The sequence below is a fragment of the Nitrospirillum goiasense genome (genome assembly GCF_034427435.1).
Taxonomy (GTDB): domain Bacteria; phylum Pseudomonadota; class Alphaproteobacteria; order Azospirillales; family Azospirillaceae; genus Nitrospirillum.
The window spans coordinates 1555115-1571062 of record NZ_JAXQNP010000003.1 but is presented as its reverse complement, the minus strand read 5'-3'; the positions used below and the strand labels follow the sequence as shown (position 1 = coordinate 1571062).

Here is a 15948-nt window from a genome sequence, read left to right as displayed (position 1 = left end):
GTCCCTTCCCTTGGTCAGATGACGCTGACGCCGCCGTCCACGGCCAGGATCTGGCCGGTGATGTGCCCCCCGGCGGGCGAGGCCAACAGCAGGGCCGCCCCCTTCAGGTCCTGGTCGTTGCCCAGCTTGCCCAGCGGCGTGCCGTCCACCAGATCGGCCTCATGCTTGGCCAGGGTGCCGCGCGTCATCTTGGACGGGAAGAAGCCGGGCGCCAGGGCATTGACGGTGATGCCGAGGGGCCCCCACTCCGCCGCCAGCACGCGGGTCATGTTGACCAGGGCGCCCTTGGTGGTGCCATACGCGACCGTGCCCATCATGCGCGGGTGGTGCCCCTGCAGGCCAGCGATGGAGGCGACGTTGACGATGCGCCCGCGCTTCAGCGGCAGCATGGCGGCCCGCGCCACCGCCTGGGTCAGGAAAAAGACGGCGTTGAGGTTCAGGTCCACCACCTTGGCCCACTGTTCCGGCGTGTGGTCCTGCGCCGGGGCGCCCCAGGTGGTGCCGGCGTTGTTGACCAGCACGTCGATGCGGCCGTGATCGGCCATGACCTTGTCCACCAGCGGGGCCATAGCCTCTTGCCGGCTGAGATCGGCGGGGATGGCGCTGGCGGCGATGCCTTGCCCCGCCAGGTGGGCGACGGCGGACGCCAGTTCATCGGTCTTGCGCGCCACCAGCACGGGATGGGCACCGAACTCGCCCAGGGCCTCGGCGATCTGCAGGCCCAGGCCGCGCGAACCGCCGGTGATCAGGGCGACCTGGCCCGTGAGGTCGAAAAGGCGATGCAGGGCATCCGTCTTGGTGGCAGCGGACATGATGGGCGTTTCCTCCTGTCGTCGGCGCGTTCCGGATGCGTTGCCGGCGCCGGGTTCTCCCCCGCGCCAGCACCTTCGGCAACCGGCGCGCGGCGAAACTGTATGTCATTGTTCGTTTGTTGGACAATTGAAATATCGCGCTGAAAACGCGAGACTAATTCCGACGGGCGCCGGCCTGTGCTAAAGGGCCGGCTGGCGACGGGGCGGCAGTGCACTGCCGCCTGGGTTTTCATCGGCGCTCAGGACAGTTTCGGTCCTGGACGGGGTTGCGGGCAAAGGGGCATTCGGCGCATGGCGTTCGCACGGCTGGCCATCCTGCCCACCTATAAGGTGGTCAGCGACACGATAGAGCGGGAGATCCTGGCCGGCCGGCTGGCCGCCGGGGACATCCTGCCGACCGAGACGGAATTGGCCGACCAGTTCGGCGTGACCCGCCACACGGTGCGCGAGGGCATCCGCATCCTGGAACAGAGCGGGCTGGTGCGGCGGGAGGCGGGGCGCCGCCTTTATGTGGCCGAGCCCCATTACGGCGACCTGGCGCCGCGCTTGTCCCGCGCCATGGTGATGCAACGCGTCACCTTCCGCGAGTTGTGGGAGGTGTCCATGGACCTGGAGCCCAGCGCCGCCGCCCACGCCGCCACCCGCATCGACACTGGCCGGCTGGCCCAGCTGCGCGCCAACGTGGCGGCGACGGAGCAGGCGGTCGCCGCCGGCGCCTCCGTCATCCCGCTGGACATCGCCTTCCACATCCTGGTGGCGGAGGCGGCGGGCAACCGCGCCCTGCTGCTGGCGCGGGAACCGGTGACACAACTGTTCTATCCCGCCCTGGAACGATTGTTCCGCCACCCCAAGACGGCGGAGGTTGGCCCCCGTCGCTTGGTGGAGGCGCACCGCCGCATCGTTGAGGCCCTGGCCGACGGCGACGCCGGCGTGGCGCGGGAATGGATGCGCAAGCACATGGTGGATTTCCGCCGTGGCTACGACACCGCCGGCCTGGATCTGGACGACGCCCTGGAGGCGGAAGCCGCCCCGCCGGCGCCTGGCCCCTCCCGCCGCTGATCCACCACCCTGCCGCGAGACCTTGCGCCGCCTCGCACACGCAGCAATTGCGAACTCAACCATGATTCGGGCCGTTAAGAGGCCGCTAACCATAAACCGTTGGTGGTGCACGCAGATTCCGAATCGGTAGCGGTAACGCGCCTGATCAACGCCGCCCTCGCGCCCCTTGACCCGGCGCGATGCCCGAGGCGGGGACACGGCAGGCTTACGCCGTACGCATGTCACAGGACGGCAAACCTGTTCCTGGCACGACCATTCGCCCAATGAAGCATAAATAGGCGTTTCAATACAATACATTAGCCCGTGATGTGCCGCTCGCGCCCGCGTGTAGGCGGACAGGGTGGCCGCGCGCCCTTGGACCAATTGTCCAATCCCCCCTACACAATGAACTCGATAAATGACGCGGCGAAGGTCTAGTTCTTTTGCAGTGCGGAACCTCACACGGCGGTGCCAAGTGGTACGCCTTGCGTAGGGGCCATCTCGGGCCTTCGAACGCAAGCGACGCCACAACCCAGGCGCGCCGCCGGCGAGACGCCCAAAAATTAGAATTATGAGTTGACGATCCCATCACGGCTTTACGTGGACAGAATGACTGCGACCCTTAGAATTTTGCGGAACCTTCGCGGCCGCACAAAATCCCTGGCGGCACTCATGGCCGCAGCCCCCCTGCTCAGCGGCTGCGACATGGCCCTGCTGGACCCGGCGGGCCCCATTGGTGCCGAGGAAAAGTCGATCATCATCCTGGCCACGTGCCTGATGCTCGTCGTCGTGATCCCCGTCATCGCCATGGTCTTCCTGTTCGCCTGGCGCTACCGCGCCTCGAACAAGAACGCGACCTTCAAGCCCGAGTGGGATCACTCGTCCAAGATCGAGGTGGCGGTGTGGGGCATCCCCTGCGTCATCATCGCCATCCTGGCCTATGTCACCTGGGTGTCCTCGCACACGCTGGAGCCCAGCCGGGAACTGGTGTCTGACAAGAAGGCCGTCGAGGTCGAGGTCGTCTCGATGGACTGGAAGTGGCTGTTCATCTACCCCGACCTGAACGTCGCCTCGGTGAATGAGCTGGCCTTCCCCGCCGGCACGCCGGTGCACTTCAAGCTGACCTCCGCCACGGTGATGAACTCCTTCTTCATCCCCCGCCTGGGCAGCCAGATTTACACCATGCCCGGCATGGAGACGAAGCTGAGCCTGGTGGCCGACGCCGCCGGCGACTTCGACGGCCTGTCCGCCAACTACAGCGGCGGCGGCTTCTCCGACATGCATTTCGTGGCCCACGCCATGACCGACGAGGCCTTCGCCCAGTGGGTGGAAAAGGCGCGCGCCGGCGACGGCAAGCTGACGATGGCCAAGTACCGGGAACTCGCCAAGCCCAGCGAGAAGGACCCGGTGACCTACTACAGCGAGGTCGAGCCCACGCTCTACCACGACATTCTCAACAAGTGCTCGGACGGTTCCACCTGCATGGACGCCGCGGTCAGCCTGGCGATGGCCAAGGAAGTGGCCGGCGGCGACGTGCAGCTGTGCAATCCCGCCAAGCCGAGGGGTTAATCCATGTTCGGTAAACTGACTCTCGAGGCCATTCCTTACCACGAGCCCATCATCATGGCGGCCGTGGCGATGATGGTCCTGGGCGGTGCCGCCCTGGTGGCGGGCATCACCTTCTTCCGCCTGTGGGGCCCGCTGTGGTCCAAGTGGCTGACCTCGGTCGACCACAAGAACATCGGCATCATGTACATCATCCTGGCGCTGGTCATGCTGCTGCGTGGCTTCGCCGACGCCGTGATGATGCGCACCCAGCAGGCGCTGGCCTCCACCGGCGGCGCCGGCCCCCTGCCGCCCGAGCACTTCGACCAGGTCTTCACCGCCCACGGCGTCATCATGATCTTCTTCATGGCGATGCCCTTCATGGTCGGCCTGATGAACATCGTCGTGCCGCTGCAGATCGGCGCGCGCGACGTGGCGTTCCCCTACCTGAACAACCTCAGCTTCTGGCTGACGGCGGCGGGCGCCCTGCTGATCAACATCTCGCTGGCGGTGGGTGAGTTCGCCCGCACCGGCTGGCTGGCCTACCCGCCGCTGTCGGAGCTGCAGTACAGCCCTGGCGTCGGCGTCGACTACTACCTGTGGGCGCTGCAGATCTCGGGCATCGGCACCCTGCTGGCCGGCGTGAACATGATCACGACCATCCTGAAGATGCGGGCGCCCGGCATGACGATGATGCGCATGCCGATCTTCACCTGGACCACGCTCTGCTCCAACATGCTGATCGTGGCGGCCTTCCCCATCCTGACGGCCACGCTGGCGATGCTGTCGCTGGACCGTTACCTGGGCATGCACTTCTTCACCAACGACGGTGGCGGCAACGCCATGATGTACGTGAACCTCATCTGGGCCTGGGGCCATCCTGAGGTGTACATCCTGGTCCTGCCGGCCTTCGGCATCTTCTCCGAAGTCATCTCCACCTTCTCGTCCAAGAAGCTGTTCGGCTACACCTCGATGGTCTACGCCACGGTCTGCATCACCGTGCTGTCGTTCATCGTGTGGCTGCACCACTTCTTCACCATGGGCGCCGGCGCCAACGTGAATGCCTTCTTCGGCATTTCCACGATGATCATCTCCATCCCCACCGGCGCCAAGATCTTCAACTGGCTGTTCACCATGTACCGCGGCCGGGTGCAGTTCACCGTTCCGGTGCTGTGGACCCTGGGCTTCATGGTCACCTTCGTCATCGGCGGCATGACCGGCGTTCTGATGGCGGTGCCCGCGGCCGACTTCGTCCTGCACAACAGCCTGTTCCTGATCGCCCACTTCCACAACGTCATCATCGGCGGCGTGCTGTTCGGCTACCTGGCCGGCTTCACCTACTGGTTCCCCAAGGCCTTCGGCTTCAAGCTGAATGAGACCCTGGGCAAGGTGTCGTTCTGGTGCTGGCTGGTCGGCTTCTACCTGGCCTTCATGCCCCTGTACGCCCTGGGCCTGATGGGCATGACCCGCCGCATGAACCACGTCGACAACATCGTGTGGCACAACTACCTGCTGGTGGCGGCCCTGGGTGCGGCGATCATCGCCTGCGGCATCGGCGCCTTCGTCCTGCAGATCCTGGTCAGCGTGCTGAACCGCAAGGCGCTGCGCGACCTGACCGGCGACCCGTGGAACGGCCGCACGCTGGAATGGGCGACCTCCTCCCCGCCGGCCTTCTACAACTTCCCGCAGACGCCCGTGGTCACCGCCCGCGACGCCTTCTGGGAGCAGAAGCAGAGCACCGGCGCCGGCCTGCAGCCGCTGCCCGCCTACGGCAAGATCCACATGCCCCACAACACGGGCACGGGCGTCATCCTCGGCGGCTTCATCGCCGTCCTGGGCTTTGCGCTGATCTGGCACATCTGGTGGCTGGTGGTCGCCGCGTTCGCCGCCGCCGTCGCGGTCGGCATCGGCCACACCTTCAACGAGAACCGGGACTACTACGTCCCCTCCGAGACGGTGGCCGAGACGGAGCGCAAGTACTTCAAGCAACTGACGTCGCAGGTCTAAGACGATGAGCAACGCACATTCCGTCGCGGCCGCCGACGCCGCCCTCTTGCACGGGGTGGAGGCTCATGACGAGCACCACCACGACGATGGATCCAAGACCACGCTGGGGTTCTGGATCTACCTGATGAGCGACTGCATCCTGTTCGCCGCCGTGTTCGCGGCGTTCGCGGTGCTGCGCGGACAGACGGCCGGCGGGCCGGACGCCAAGGAGCTGTTCAGCCTGCCCTACGTGGCCGGTGAAACCGCCTTCCTGCTGGTGTCCAGCTTCACCTACGGCATGGCCATGATCGCCGCCGAGAAGCAGAAGCAGTCGGCCACCCTGCGGTGGCTGGGTGTCACCCTGCTGCTGGGCCTGGGTTTCATGTTCATGGAACTGCACGAGTTCGCCGAGCTGATCGGCGAGGGTGCGGGCCCGGACCGGTCGGCCTTCCTGTCGTCGTTCTTCACCCTGGTCGGCACCCACGGGCTGCACGTCCTGTCCGGCATGGTCTGGATGGTGACGCTGATCGCCCACGTACTGCGCCGTGGCCTGACCCACGCCAACATCGTCCGCCTGACCTGCCTCAGCCTGTTCTGGCACTTCCTGGACATCGTCTGGATCGGCGTGTTCACCATCGTCTACCTGTCGGGAGTGGCCGCGTGATGGCTACCGCACACACCACTGCTCATGGCCACCATGACGCCCATCACGGCGAGGGCGCCCACGGCAGCGTGAAGTCCTACGTCATCGGCTTCGTCCTGTCGGTCATCCTGACCGCCATCCCCTTCGGCCTGGTCATGTCCGGCGCCCTGCCGGCCGGGACCGCCATCCCGGTGTGCTTCGGCCTGGGCATCGTCCAGATCCTCGTGCACCTGGTTTACTTCCTGCACATGAACAGCTCGTCGGCCCGGTCCTGGAACATGGCCGCCTTCCTGTTCACGCTGCTGATCGTCGCCATCCTGGTGGTCGGTTCCTGGTGGGTCATGCTGCACCTGAACGCCAACATGATGCCGGGCGCCATGCCCATGGAGTAAGGCGTTCGCCCCGGGGGATGGGTCTTCCCTCCCCCGGGGACGCTTCCTGACAGACCGTGCCGTTGACCACCGTCAGGGCGACCACGAGACCACCCCGGCCCCTGCGGCGGGATGGCCCCGTGGTCGCCTTCGTCATTGCCGGCCCCCCGTTGAACCGTTAGTCCTACCGGAAAAGACATCCGTCACCCGGGGAGGACTAGGGACAGGATGGAAGAGATTTCGATCCAGGACACGACCAACAAGAAGAACCTGCTGCTTCTTGTCACCCTGCGATGGCTGGCGGTCGGCGGCCAGGTGGCGACCATCACCATGGCCCAGGCCTGGTTCGACATCGAACTGCCGCTGATCCCCATGGTAGGGGTCATCCTGTTCCTGGTGCTGCTGAACCTGATCAGCCTGTACCGCAGCCGCACCTGCACCACCGTCACCCATGCCGAGCTGTTCCTGGCCATGCTGCTGGACGTGGCCGCCCTGACGGCGCAGCTGTACCTGAGCGGGGGCGCCACCAACCCCTTCATCTCGCTGTTCCTGCTGCAGGTCATCCTGGGGGCCGTGCTGCTGCAACCGGCCCTGACCTGGACCCTGGTGGCCCTGACCAGCGCCTGCTTCGTCGGCCTGACGGCCTATCACCGCGACATCGCCCTGTTCTCCCAGGGGCTGGCCTCGGCCGGGGGCGCCTGGCCCCGGGTGTTCGACCTGTACCTGGCGGGCACCTTCATTTGTTTCCTGCTGGCCTCGGTGCTGGCGGTCAGCTTCGTCACCCGCATCAACGGCAACCTGCGCCAACGTGACGCCCGCCTGTCCGACCTGCGGCAGAAGTCGGTGGAGGAGGACCACATCGTGCGCATGGGTCTGCTGGCCTCGGGCGCGGCGCATGAACTGGGCACCCCGCTGGCCACGCTGTCGGTCATCCTGAACGACTGGCAGCACATGCCCACCGCCACGCGGAACGCCGAGCTGCTGGACGACGTGGCCGAGATGCAGGCGGCGCTGGCCCGCTGCAAGGAAATCGTGTCGCGCATCCTGCTGACCGCCGGCGAGGCGCGGGGCGAAGGGGCGGCGCGCACCACGCTGGTGCGCTTCCTGGACACCGTGGTGGCCGATTGGCGCCAGGCCCACGCCGACCGGGCCATCGACTACACCAACCACATCACCGACGATGTGGCCATCGTGTCCGACACCGCCATCAAGCAAAGCCTGTTCAACATCTTCGACAACGCCCTGGAGGCCAGCCCCGCCTGGGTCGGCATCGACGTCGCCTGCCATGACGGCGTGCTGACCGTGACGGTGCAGGACCGGGGCCCCGGCTTCGCGCCAGACATCCTGGCGCGCTTCGGCAAGCCCTACCAGTCCACCAAGAACAAACCTGGTCGCGGCCTTGGCCTCTTCCTTACGGTCAATGTGGCGCGCAAACTGGGTGGGCGGGTAACCGCCGACAACAACCCAGCCGGTGGCGCCACGGTGGAACTGCGTCTGCCCATCGAATCGCTGGTGATCGAGGATGCCGATGATGGACGATAACCCCCTTGCCGACGACGACGCCCCCGTCCTGCTGATCGTGGAGGACGACCCCTCCTTCGGCCGCGCGTTGAAACGGTCGTTCGAGCGGCGGGGCTATCATGTGGTGAGTTGCGACCGGGCGGAGGCCCTGCCCGACCTGCTGACCAACGAGGCCCCGGATTTCGCCGTAGTGGACCTGAAGCTGGCCGGCGCGTCGGGGCTGGAGTGCGTGAAGATACTGCACGGCCACGATCCGGAGATGAAGATCGTGGTCCTGACCGGCTTCGCCAGCATCGCCACGGCGGTCGAGGCCATCAAGCTGGGCGCCTGCCACTACCTGGCCAAGCCGTCCAACACCGACGACATCGAGGCCGCCTTCGGCCGCACCGAGGGTGACACCGGCGTCAGCCTCAGCAGCCGCACCACCTCCATCAAGACGCTGGAATGGGAACGCATCCACGAGACGCTGGCCGATACCGGCTTCAACGTCTCCGAGGCGGCCCGGCGCCTGGGCATGCACCGCCGCACCCTGGCCCGCAAGCTGGCCAAGCAACGGGTGAACTGAGACGTCCGGTTTTTGGTTGACGTCGCAACCTTCCGGGCGGGAAATGACCCGGCCAAGAAAACGGGAGGGGTCATGGAGCTGTTCAGCCTGGCGGGCAAGCGCGCTCTCATCACCGGTTCGACCCGGGGCCTGGGACACGCCATCGCCCTGGAAATGGCCCGTGCCGGCGCGCAGGTGGCGATCTCCAGCGAGGTGGCCGACGATTGCGCGCGGGTGGCGGCGGCGTTCCGGGATGACGGTCTGGCGGCCCTGTCCCTGCCCTGTGACGTCGGCGACGACGACGCCCTGGACCGCCTGGTGGACGGTGTCGAGGCCGAGATGGGCGGTGTCGATATCCTGGTGTGCAATGCCGGCCTGAACCTGCACAACGGGCCCAGCGCCACCACGCCGGACGACGCCTATGACCGCATCATGGCCATCAACCTGCGCAGCGTTTTCCGCCTGTGCAATCGGCTGGTGCCACCCATGGCCGCCTGCGGCGGGGGCGCCGTGATCCTGATGTCCAGCCTGTCCGGCCTGCGCGGCAACCGCAGCCTGGGCGTCTATTCCCTGACCAAGGCGGCCCTGGCGCAGATGGCGCGCAACATGGCGGTGGAATATGGCCCCGGCAACGTGCGGGTCAACGCCCTCTCCCCTGGGCTGATCGACACCGACCTGGCGGCGGTTTTCAAGGCCGACCCGGCGCGGCTGGAAAAGCGCCTGGCGCAAACCCCCTTGCGCCGCATGGGCACCCCGCGGGAAGTGGCGGGCACGGCGGTCTATCTGGCGTCGGCCGCCGGCGCCTTCGTGACCGGCCACAACCTGGTGGTGGACGGCGGCACCCTGATCACGGATTGAGGCGCCCCAGCAGGGCGCGGGCCTGCCGCAGGTCGGCGGTGCCGAAACCCTGGGTGAAATGGCCGTAGGTGGCGGCCAGGATGGCGGGCGCGTCCGGCGCCAGGCCCGTGTCCAGGTGCAGACCGGCCAGGTCGATGGCCAGCCGCAGCCGCCACGTCCACGCCCCCTGCTGTTCCGCCTGGAGCAAAGCCTGGCGATACAGAACCTCGGCCCCCCCTGGGTCGCCCCCCCGCACCAGCATCAGGCCGCGCAACCGCGCCAGTTCCGGCAGCGCCCAGCCCTCCTCATTGGCGTGGGCGCGGGCCAGGGCCGCGTCGATCATGGCGAGGCCGCCGGGCAGATCACCGGCCTTGACCATCGCCAGGGCCGTTTCCCGCACCAGGACGGCGTAGCGCGCGTGCGACAGGTCGCCCAAGGCCGCCATGGTGCGGCACAGCTCATCCAGCAGTTCCGGGCCGCCGCCGGCCTTGAGGCGGAGGATCAGATCCAGGCACCGCGCCCAGGGCTGCCACGCCGTCAGGCCATGCCGGTCCGCCAGCATCAGCAGCAAATCGGTGTGCCGCCGGGCCGTCGCGAGGTCGCTTGTGAGCATGGCCAGGGGACAGGCCGCCAGACCCAGGACGGAGCAGGTGGTGTAGGCGTGGTCCATGGCCGCCGCCTCTTGCAAGGATTGACGCAACAGATCCAAGCCCTGGTCAACATTGCCCTGGACCCAGAGCACGCCGGCAAGCGTGCTGCGCGCCATGATCTGCTGGTCCAGTTGGAAGCGGACACTGTGCCCGCTGTCCGCCAGCGCCAGCGCCGCCTCGGTATGACGGCGGGCCCCCGCCGGGTCGCCCAGGAAGTAAAGCGCGGCTCCCACCAGACGCTCGGCCATGGCGGGGACGGACCGGTCGGGGGAATCCGCCGCGTCGTCCCGCATGCGCAGGGCCAATTCCAACGCCCGGCGGACATGGCCCTGGTTGAAGTGCACGGAATAGAGGCCCAACTGCGCCTGCAGCCGGCTGTCCGCATCCCCCATCCGGGCTGCGGCGGCAAGGACATCCTCCCACAGCCGCTCCAGTTCCGGCGGCGCCAGGTCGCCCGTCACCGTGGCGGCCATGGCCCGCAACACGTGAAGGTCCAAATCCTGCCGGTCATCGGCGAACGGCACCGGGCTGGCCAGCGCCCGCACCACCCACCGCTGGCATTCAAGCCACAGGGACAGGCATTTCCAGAGAGGTGTCACGGCCAGGATCAGCGCCCGCCCCATGCGCACGCCATCCCCCACACCGGCGTCCCTATTGGCGCTCCCGGCAGGGCGGAAGCACCAGTCCAGGGCCTGGCGCACGTTGTCGATCTCCACCCCGTGGCGGCGCATCATGTCGCCGGGGGGCGTGGTGGCCCAGTCCGGCAGGGCGGCCTGGAACAGGCGCAGATAATGGGTGGCGTGGGCGGCCCGGGTTTCCGCCGCCAGGCCGCTGGCGTCCAGCCATTCCCGGGCATAGGTCCGAACCGTGTCCAGCAGACGGTAGCGCGCCTCCCCCGCCCGGCGGTCCGCCACCACCAGGGACTTGGCCACCAACTCATCCAGGACCTGGGCGCTGCCGCCCTCGCCATCCAGATCGCGCGGGGAGACCACCGCCGCCACCGCCGCCTGATCGAACCCGCCAATGAAAACGGACAGGCGGTTCAGCACGGCGCGCTGCGCGCCCGACAGCAGGGTGTAGCTCCAATCGAAGGCGGCGCGCAGGGTCTGATGCCGTGCGGCCGCCGTGCGCCGCCCGCGCACCAGCAGGCCCAGATCATCCAGGCGCAAGGCGACGCCGGCGACGCCATAGGCGGCGACCTGGCCGGCCGCCAGTTCCAGGCCCAAGGGAATGCCATCCAGGCGCCGGCAAATTTCCGCCACGGTCCGCGCGTCCGCCCCGTCCAGCGGGTCTCCCCCGGTGACCGCCGCCGCCCGCTCCGTGAACAGACGCACGGCGGCATGCCCCCAAATCTGGGCGGCGTCGCCATCCCGCGTCCGGGGCGGCACAGCCAACGGCGCCAGGGGGTGCACATGCTCCGCCGCCAGGCCCAGGGGCTCCCGGCTGGTGGCCAGGATATCCACGCCGGACGCGGCGGGCAGCAGGGCCTCGACCAAGGCCGCCGCGTCCGCGGTCACCGTCTCGCAGCTGTCCAGGATCAGCAGCATCCGCCGGGGCTTGAGGAAAGCCAGAAGCGCCGGCACCGGATTGGCGGCCTGAACCTGGGGCGCCAGGCGCCCAGCCACGACACCGGGCACCAAGGCACCGTCGTTGAGGACCGACAGGTCGACCAGGGCGACGCCATCGGGATACCGCTCGGCCACGGCCGCGCCGATGGCCAGGGCCACCGTCGTCTTGCCCATGCCCCCAGGGCCGACGATGGTGACCAGACGCTGACGCCCCAGGCGCGCTGCCAGCGCGGCGATGACCTCGCCCCGTCCCAGCGGCGGGGCTAATTGGCGGGCCAGGGCGAAGGCGGCAACGGCGGGCGACGCCGGCGGCGCGGCACCGTCCCCGTCACGCAGCACCTGGGCGATGAAGCGATATCCCTGGCCGGGAATGGTGCTGACGTAGGGCCCATCGTCGCCCTGCTGACCCAGGGCCCGGCGCAGTTGCGCCATCTGGACCCGCAGGTTGTTCTCCCCCACATGGAGGCCGGGCCAGACCCGCGCCTCCAGCTCCGCGCGACTCAGCACCTCGCCCGCCCGCTCCACCAACGCCAGCAGCAGGTCCAGCGCGCGCCCGCGCAAGGCGATGGGCTGGCCCGCCGTCAGCAGGCGGCGGGCGGGGTACAGGCTGAAGGGACCGAAGCGGAAGACGGTTTCGGCGAGGGTGGCGACGGCGGGCATGGTGAGGCGGCCTGGGTTGCTGCGGCCATCCGAGCAAAATTGGTTAACAAACGCAATCCCGCCTGACGACCCTGTACGCCTGCGCACTACGGCTAAACCGGCTCCCGGGTCCAGGGGGCGGAACCGGCGGTGAAACGGTGCGCCAGGAAATCCAGCAGCACGGCGACACGGGCGGCGCGCGGGCCGCCGGCGGGCGTCACCAGGTTGATGGCCAGCGGCGGCGGCGCCCAATCCCGGCAGGCGATGACCAGCCGCCCGTCGCGCACCGCTTCCCAGGCCAGGAAGTCGGGCTGCATGGCCACGCCCATGCCGGCCAGCAGCGCGTCCTGCAAGGCGTCGGCGTTGGTGGCGCTCAAGGGCCCCTTGACCCGCACCGACTCCTCGGTGCCGTCCAGGTGGGTGAAATGCCAAATCTCCCCCGTCGCAAGGTAACTGTAGACCAGGCAGGCATGGTCCTTCAGGTCGCGCGGGCGGGCGGGCATGCCGCGCCGGGCGAAATAGCTGGGCGCGCCCACGACCCACCGGCGCACCGGGCAAAGGCGGCGGGTGATCAGGCTGGAATCCGCCAGCGCGGCGATGCGCAGCGCCACGTCGACACCGCCGGCGACCAGGTCCACCAGCCGGTCATCCAGCTGCAGGTCCACCGTCACGTCCGGATATGTGGCCAGGAAGTCCGGCAGCGCCGGGGCGACGTGCCGCACGCCGAAGGACATGGGGGCGGCCAGGCGCACCCTGCCATGTGGCTGGCTGGACTTGGCTTGGGCCTCGGCCTCCACCGCCTCCCCCTCCGCCAGGATCTGGGCGGCCCGCACGGCTAGCACGCGCCCCGTCTCCGTCAGGGAAAAGCGGCGGGAGGTGCGGTGGATGAGGCGCTCGCCCAGGCGTTCCTCCAACCGCTTCACCGCCTTGGAGATGGTGGCGTTGGACACGCCGAAATCGCTGGCGGCGGCGGCGAAGGAGCCGGTTTCCGCCACCTTGGCGAAAATGGCCCAGGCCTCAAGGTCGGGGATGGGCATGGCGCGGCCTCCGGGCACAAGGCATCAAAATTGGAAACGATGAAGTTCCATAGTTTCTATTTTCGTCGGCGTCAACCAGGGCCATCTTAAGCCCTGTCAGCGGCGCCCACCGACGCCGCGCCAGAGATGAAAGCAAGGAGCTTTGTCATGATCGAACGTCGTCCGTTCGCCAAGCTGGGTGGCGCCAACCACGGTTGGCTGAAGGCCAAGCACCATTTCTCGTTCGCCAGCTACTACGACCCGTCCAATATGGGCTGGGGTGCCCTGCGGGTCTGGAATGACGACGAGATCGCGCCCAAGTCCGGCTTCCCCCGCACCCGCATGCCGACATGGAGATCATCACCTATGTCCGCGACGGCGCCATCACCCACCAGGACAGCGTGGGCAACGAGGGCCGCACCGAGGCCGGCGACGTGCAGGTGATGTCGGCCGGTTCCGGCATCCGCCATGCCGAGTACAACCTGGAGAATGAGACCACCCGCATCTTCCAGATCTGGATCCAGCCGGAAACGCGGGGCGGCACGCCCTCCTGGGGGGCCAAGCCCTTCCCCAAGACCGACCGGTCCGGCCGGTTCGTGACCCTGGCCAGCGGCTATGCCGAGGACGAGGGCGCCCTGCCCATCCGCGCCAAGGCCCGCGTCATGGGCGCCACGGTCAAGGCGGGCGAGCGTATCAGCCTGACCGTGGACCCCGCCCGCCATGTCTACCTGGTGCCGGCCAAGGGCGTGGTGGAGGTCGACGGCGTCCGCATCGAGGCCCGTGATGGCGCCGCCATCACCGACCAGGCCACGATCGAGGTGGTGGGCATCGAGGATGCCGAGGTGGTGCTGGTCGACGCCATCTGACGGCCGTGGGCGGATGACGAGGGGCGCGGCGTCGGGAACGGCGTCGCGCCCACCGCCCCCTGGCTTGATGGACCCGTGGGCTTGGAACGGTGGCGGCACACCCTAAATCCCTAGTGCCTGGTGCCGGCCGTCCACGGGGCGGTCCGCGAAAATGGCGCGCGGTGTTCAAGAGGGCGACAAGCCTTCAAGACGGACCCGACGGGGGCTGCTAAGCCCCGCTGCGCAACCCATTAAACCTCCACCGGAGAACCGACGATGAGCAACAAGCCGAACTTCCAGGGTGTTCCCGGCGCGCTGACGCCCCTGCTGGCCGACATGTTCGCCCTGTACCTGAAGACGAAGAACTTCCACTGGCACATCTCCGGCCCGCACTTCCGCGAATACCACCTGCTGCTGGACGCCCAGGCGGCGCAGATATTCGCCACCACCGACGCCATCGCCGAGCGGGTGCGCAAGGTGGGCGGCACCACCCTGAAGTCCATCGGGCAGATCGCCAAGCTGCAGCGCGTCAAGGACAACGACGCCGACGGCGTCGGCGCCCTGGACATGCTGCGCGAGCTGCATGACGATAACGTCACCCTGGCTGGCATCCTGCGCGAGGCGCATGAGGTCTGTGACGAGGCGGGCGACGTCGCTTCCGCCAGCCTGCTGGAAAACTGGATCGACGAGGCCGAGGAACGCGCCTGGTTCCTGGCCCAGACCATCAGCGCCGACTGACCGGGCACGCCCGTCGCCGGGCGACCATTTCTGCGCACAAACCATCAAATCGCGCGTGTCCCCTGCAAGTCACCGGTCCCCCGCCGTCCTACCTTGGGCGTCGCGGGGGCCGCACCCCGGTTCCGCACATCTTAAGGAACAGCAGGGTCATGACACCGAACAGCGACCTTTCCCACCCCGATGCCAGTGACCGTGAACCGGCCCAGGCCGGCGCGGAAACCTCCCGCCGCGCCGTTCTGATGGGCGGCACGGCCCTCGCGGCGCTGGCCGCCCTGCCCGCCGGCGCCGCCCTGGCCGCCGCCGATGCCACCTCTTCCCACAGTCCCCACGCGGACCATCAAGGAACCCATGCCATGAGCTTCATCACCACCAAGGACGGCGTCCAGATTTTCTACAAGGACTGGGGCCCCAAGACGGCGCAGCCCATCGTCTTCCATCACGGCTGGCCGCTGTCGTCCGACGACTGGGACAACCAGATGATGTTCTTCCTGGCCCACGGCTATCGCGTCATCGCCCATGACCGTCGCGGCCACGGCCGGTCCACCCAGACCGATACCGGCAACGAGATGGACACCTATGCCGCCGACGTCATCGCGCTGGCCGCGGCCCTCGATCTGAAGAACGCCATCCATGTCGGCCATTCCACCGGCGGCGGCGAGGTCGCGCATTACGTCGCCCGCGCCGAGAAAGGGCGCGTGGCCAAGGCCGTGCTGATCGGTGCCGTGCCCCCCATCATGCTGAAGACCGACAAGAACCCGGGCGGCCTGCCCATGGAGGTGTTCGACGGCTTCCGCACGCAGCTGGTGGCCAACCGCGCCCAGTTCTACCGCGATGTCCCGGCGGGCCCCTTCTATGGCTTCAACCGCCCCGGCGCCAAGGTGTCGGAGGGGGTGATCAGCAACTGGTGGCGCCAGGGCATGATGGGCGGCATCAAGGCCCATTACGATTGCATCAAGGCGTTCTCCGAAACCGACTTCACCGAAGACCTGCAGAAGATGGACGTGCCTGTCCTGATCATGCACGGCGATGACGACCAGATCGTTCCCATCGCGGACTCCGCCCTGCTGTCCGCCAAGCTGGTGAAGAACGGGACGCTGAAGATTTACAAGGGCTTCCCCCACGGCATGGCCACCACCCACGCCGACACCATCAACGCCGACCTGCTGGCCTTCGCCAAGGGCTGAGTATGGCGTAT

At 67.9% G+C, this 15948-nt stretch carries 14 protein-coding genes; 11 read left to right on the top strand and 3 right to left on the bottom strand.

What is annotated here, in order from left to right; all coding sequences use genetic code 11:
- Window positions 1-14 precede the first annotated feature (14 nt).
- Window positions 15-812, bottom strand: a complete 798-nt coding sequence (locus ULB03_RS21160) for an SDR family oxidoreductase (RefSeq protein ID WP_322485051.1) — start codon at window positions 810-812, stop codon at window positions 15-17.
- Window positions 813-1103: 291 nt separating this feature from the next.
- On the opposite strand from ULB03_RS21160, the gene ULB03_RS21155 reads away from it, so the two are divergent.
- The 8 genes from ULB03_RS21155 to ULB03_RS21120 all read left to right on the top strand — a co-directional run bounded on the left by ULB03_RS21155 (window position 1104) and on the right by ULB03_RS21120 (window position 9318).
- Window positions 1104-1871: a FadR/GntR family transcriptional regulator gene (locus ULB03_RS21155; protein WP_322485050.1), complete on the top strand. Its 768-nt coding sequence runs from the start codon at window positions 1104-1106 to the stop codon at window positions 1869-1871.
- A gap of 651 nt (window positions 1872-2522) precedes the next feature.
- Window positions 2523-3419 carry a ubiquinol oxidase subunit II gene (gene cyoA / locus ULB03_RS21150; protein WP_322485049.1) on the top strand — a complete coding sequence of 299 codons (897 nt, stop codon included), beginning with the start codon at window positions 2523-2525 and terminating at the stop codon, window positions 3417-3419.
- A gap of 3 nt (window positions 3420-3422) precedes the next feature.
- Entirely contained in the window at window positions 3423-5402 is a 1980-nt protein-coding gene (cyoB, locus tag ULB03_RS21145) for a cytochrome o ubiquinol oxidase subunit I (RefSeq protein ID WP_322485048.1), read from the top strand.
- Window positions 5403-5406: 4 nt separating this feature from the next.
- Window positions 5407-6045: a cytochrome o ubiquinol oxidase subunit III gene (gene cyoC, locus ULB03_RS21140; RefSeq protein ID WP_145748783.1), complete on the top strand. Its 639-nt coding sequence runs from the start codon at window positions 5407-5409 to the stop codon at window positions 6043-6045.
- The gene (cyoD, locus tag ULB03_RS21135; protein WP_322485047.1) at window positions 6045-6416 is read left to right on the top strand and encodes a cytochrome o ubiquinol oxidase subunit IV; all 372 of its coding nucleotides are present in this window, start codon (window positions 6045-6047) and stop codon (window positions 6414-6416) included. Before cyoC ends, cyoD begins: the two co-directional genes overlap by 1 nt.
- A 207-nt stretch (window positions 6417-6623) precedes the next feature.
- A complete protein-coding gene (locus tag ULB03_RS21130) occupies window positions 6624-7937 on the top strand; it encodes an ATP-binding protein (protein ID WP_322485046.1) in 1314 nt (437 codons plus the stop codon).
- Window positions 7927-8481, top strand: coding sequence for a response regulator transcription factor (locus ULB03_RS21125; protein WP_322485045.1), 555 nt, complete (start codon window positions 7927-7929; stop codon window positions 8479-8481). Before ULB03_RS21130 ends, ULB03_RS21125 begins: the two co-directional genes overlap by 11 nt.
- 72 nt (window positions 8482-8553) lie before the next feature.
- Complete coding sequence (locus tag ULB03_RS21120) at window positions 8554-9318, top strand: SDR family NAD(P)-dependent oxidoreductase (RefSeq protein ID WP_322485044.1); 765 nt, start codon at window positions 8554-8556, stop codon at window positions 9316-9318.
- Here the strand turns inward: ULB03_RS21120 and ULB03_RS21115 are convergent.
- Entirely contained in the window at window positions 9308-12175 is a 2868-nt protein-coding gene (locus ULB03_RS21115; protein WP_322485043.1) for an ATP-binding protein, read from the bottom strand. The genes ULB03_RS21120 and ULB03_RS21115 overlap by 11 nt on opposite strands.
- Before the next feature lie 92 nt (window positions 12176-12267).
- Window positions 12268-13191, bottom strand: coding sequence for a LysR family transcriptional regulator (locus ULB03_RS21110; RefSeq protein WP_322485042.1), 924 nt, complete (start codon window positions 13189-13191; stop codon window positions 12268-12270).
- Between the two features lie 329 nt (window positions 13192-13520).
- Here ULB03_RS21110 and ULB03_RS21105 point away from each other — a divergent pair, with 329 nt between their 5' ends.
- The 3 genes from ULB03_RS21105 (at window position 13521) to ULB03_RS21095 (ending at window position 15937) form a co-directional block, all read left to right on the top strand.
- Complete coding sequence (locus ULB03_RS21105; RefSeq protein WP_416211166.1) at window positions 13521-14036, top strand: pirin family protein; 516 nt, start codon at window positions 13521-13523, stop codon at window positions 14034-14036.
- A gap of 255 nt (window positions 14037-14291) precedes the next feature.
- Complete coding sequence (locus ULB03_RS21100) at window positions 14292-14753, top strand: Dps family protein (RefSeq protein WP_322485041.1); 462 nt, start codon at window positions 14292-14294, stop codon at window positions 14751-14753.
- Between the two features lie 353 nt (window positions 14754-15106).
- Window positions 15107-15937, top strand: coding sequence for an alpha/beta fold hydrolase (locus tag ULB03_RS21095; RefSeq protein ID WP_322485243.1), 831 nt, complete (start codon window positions 15107-15109; stop codon window positions 15935-15937).
- Window positions 15938-15948: the final 11 nt, after the last annotated feature.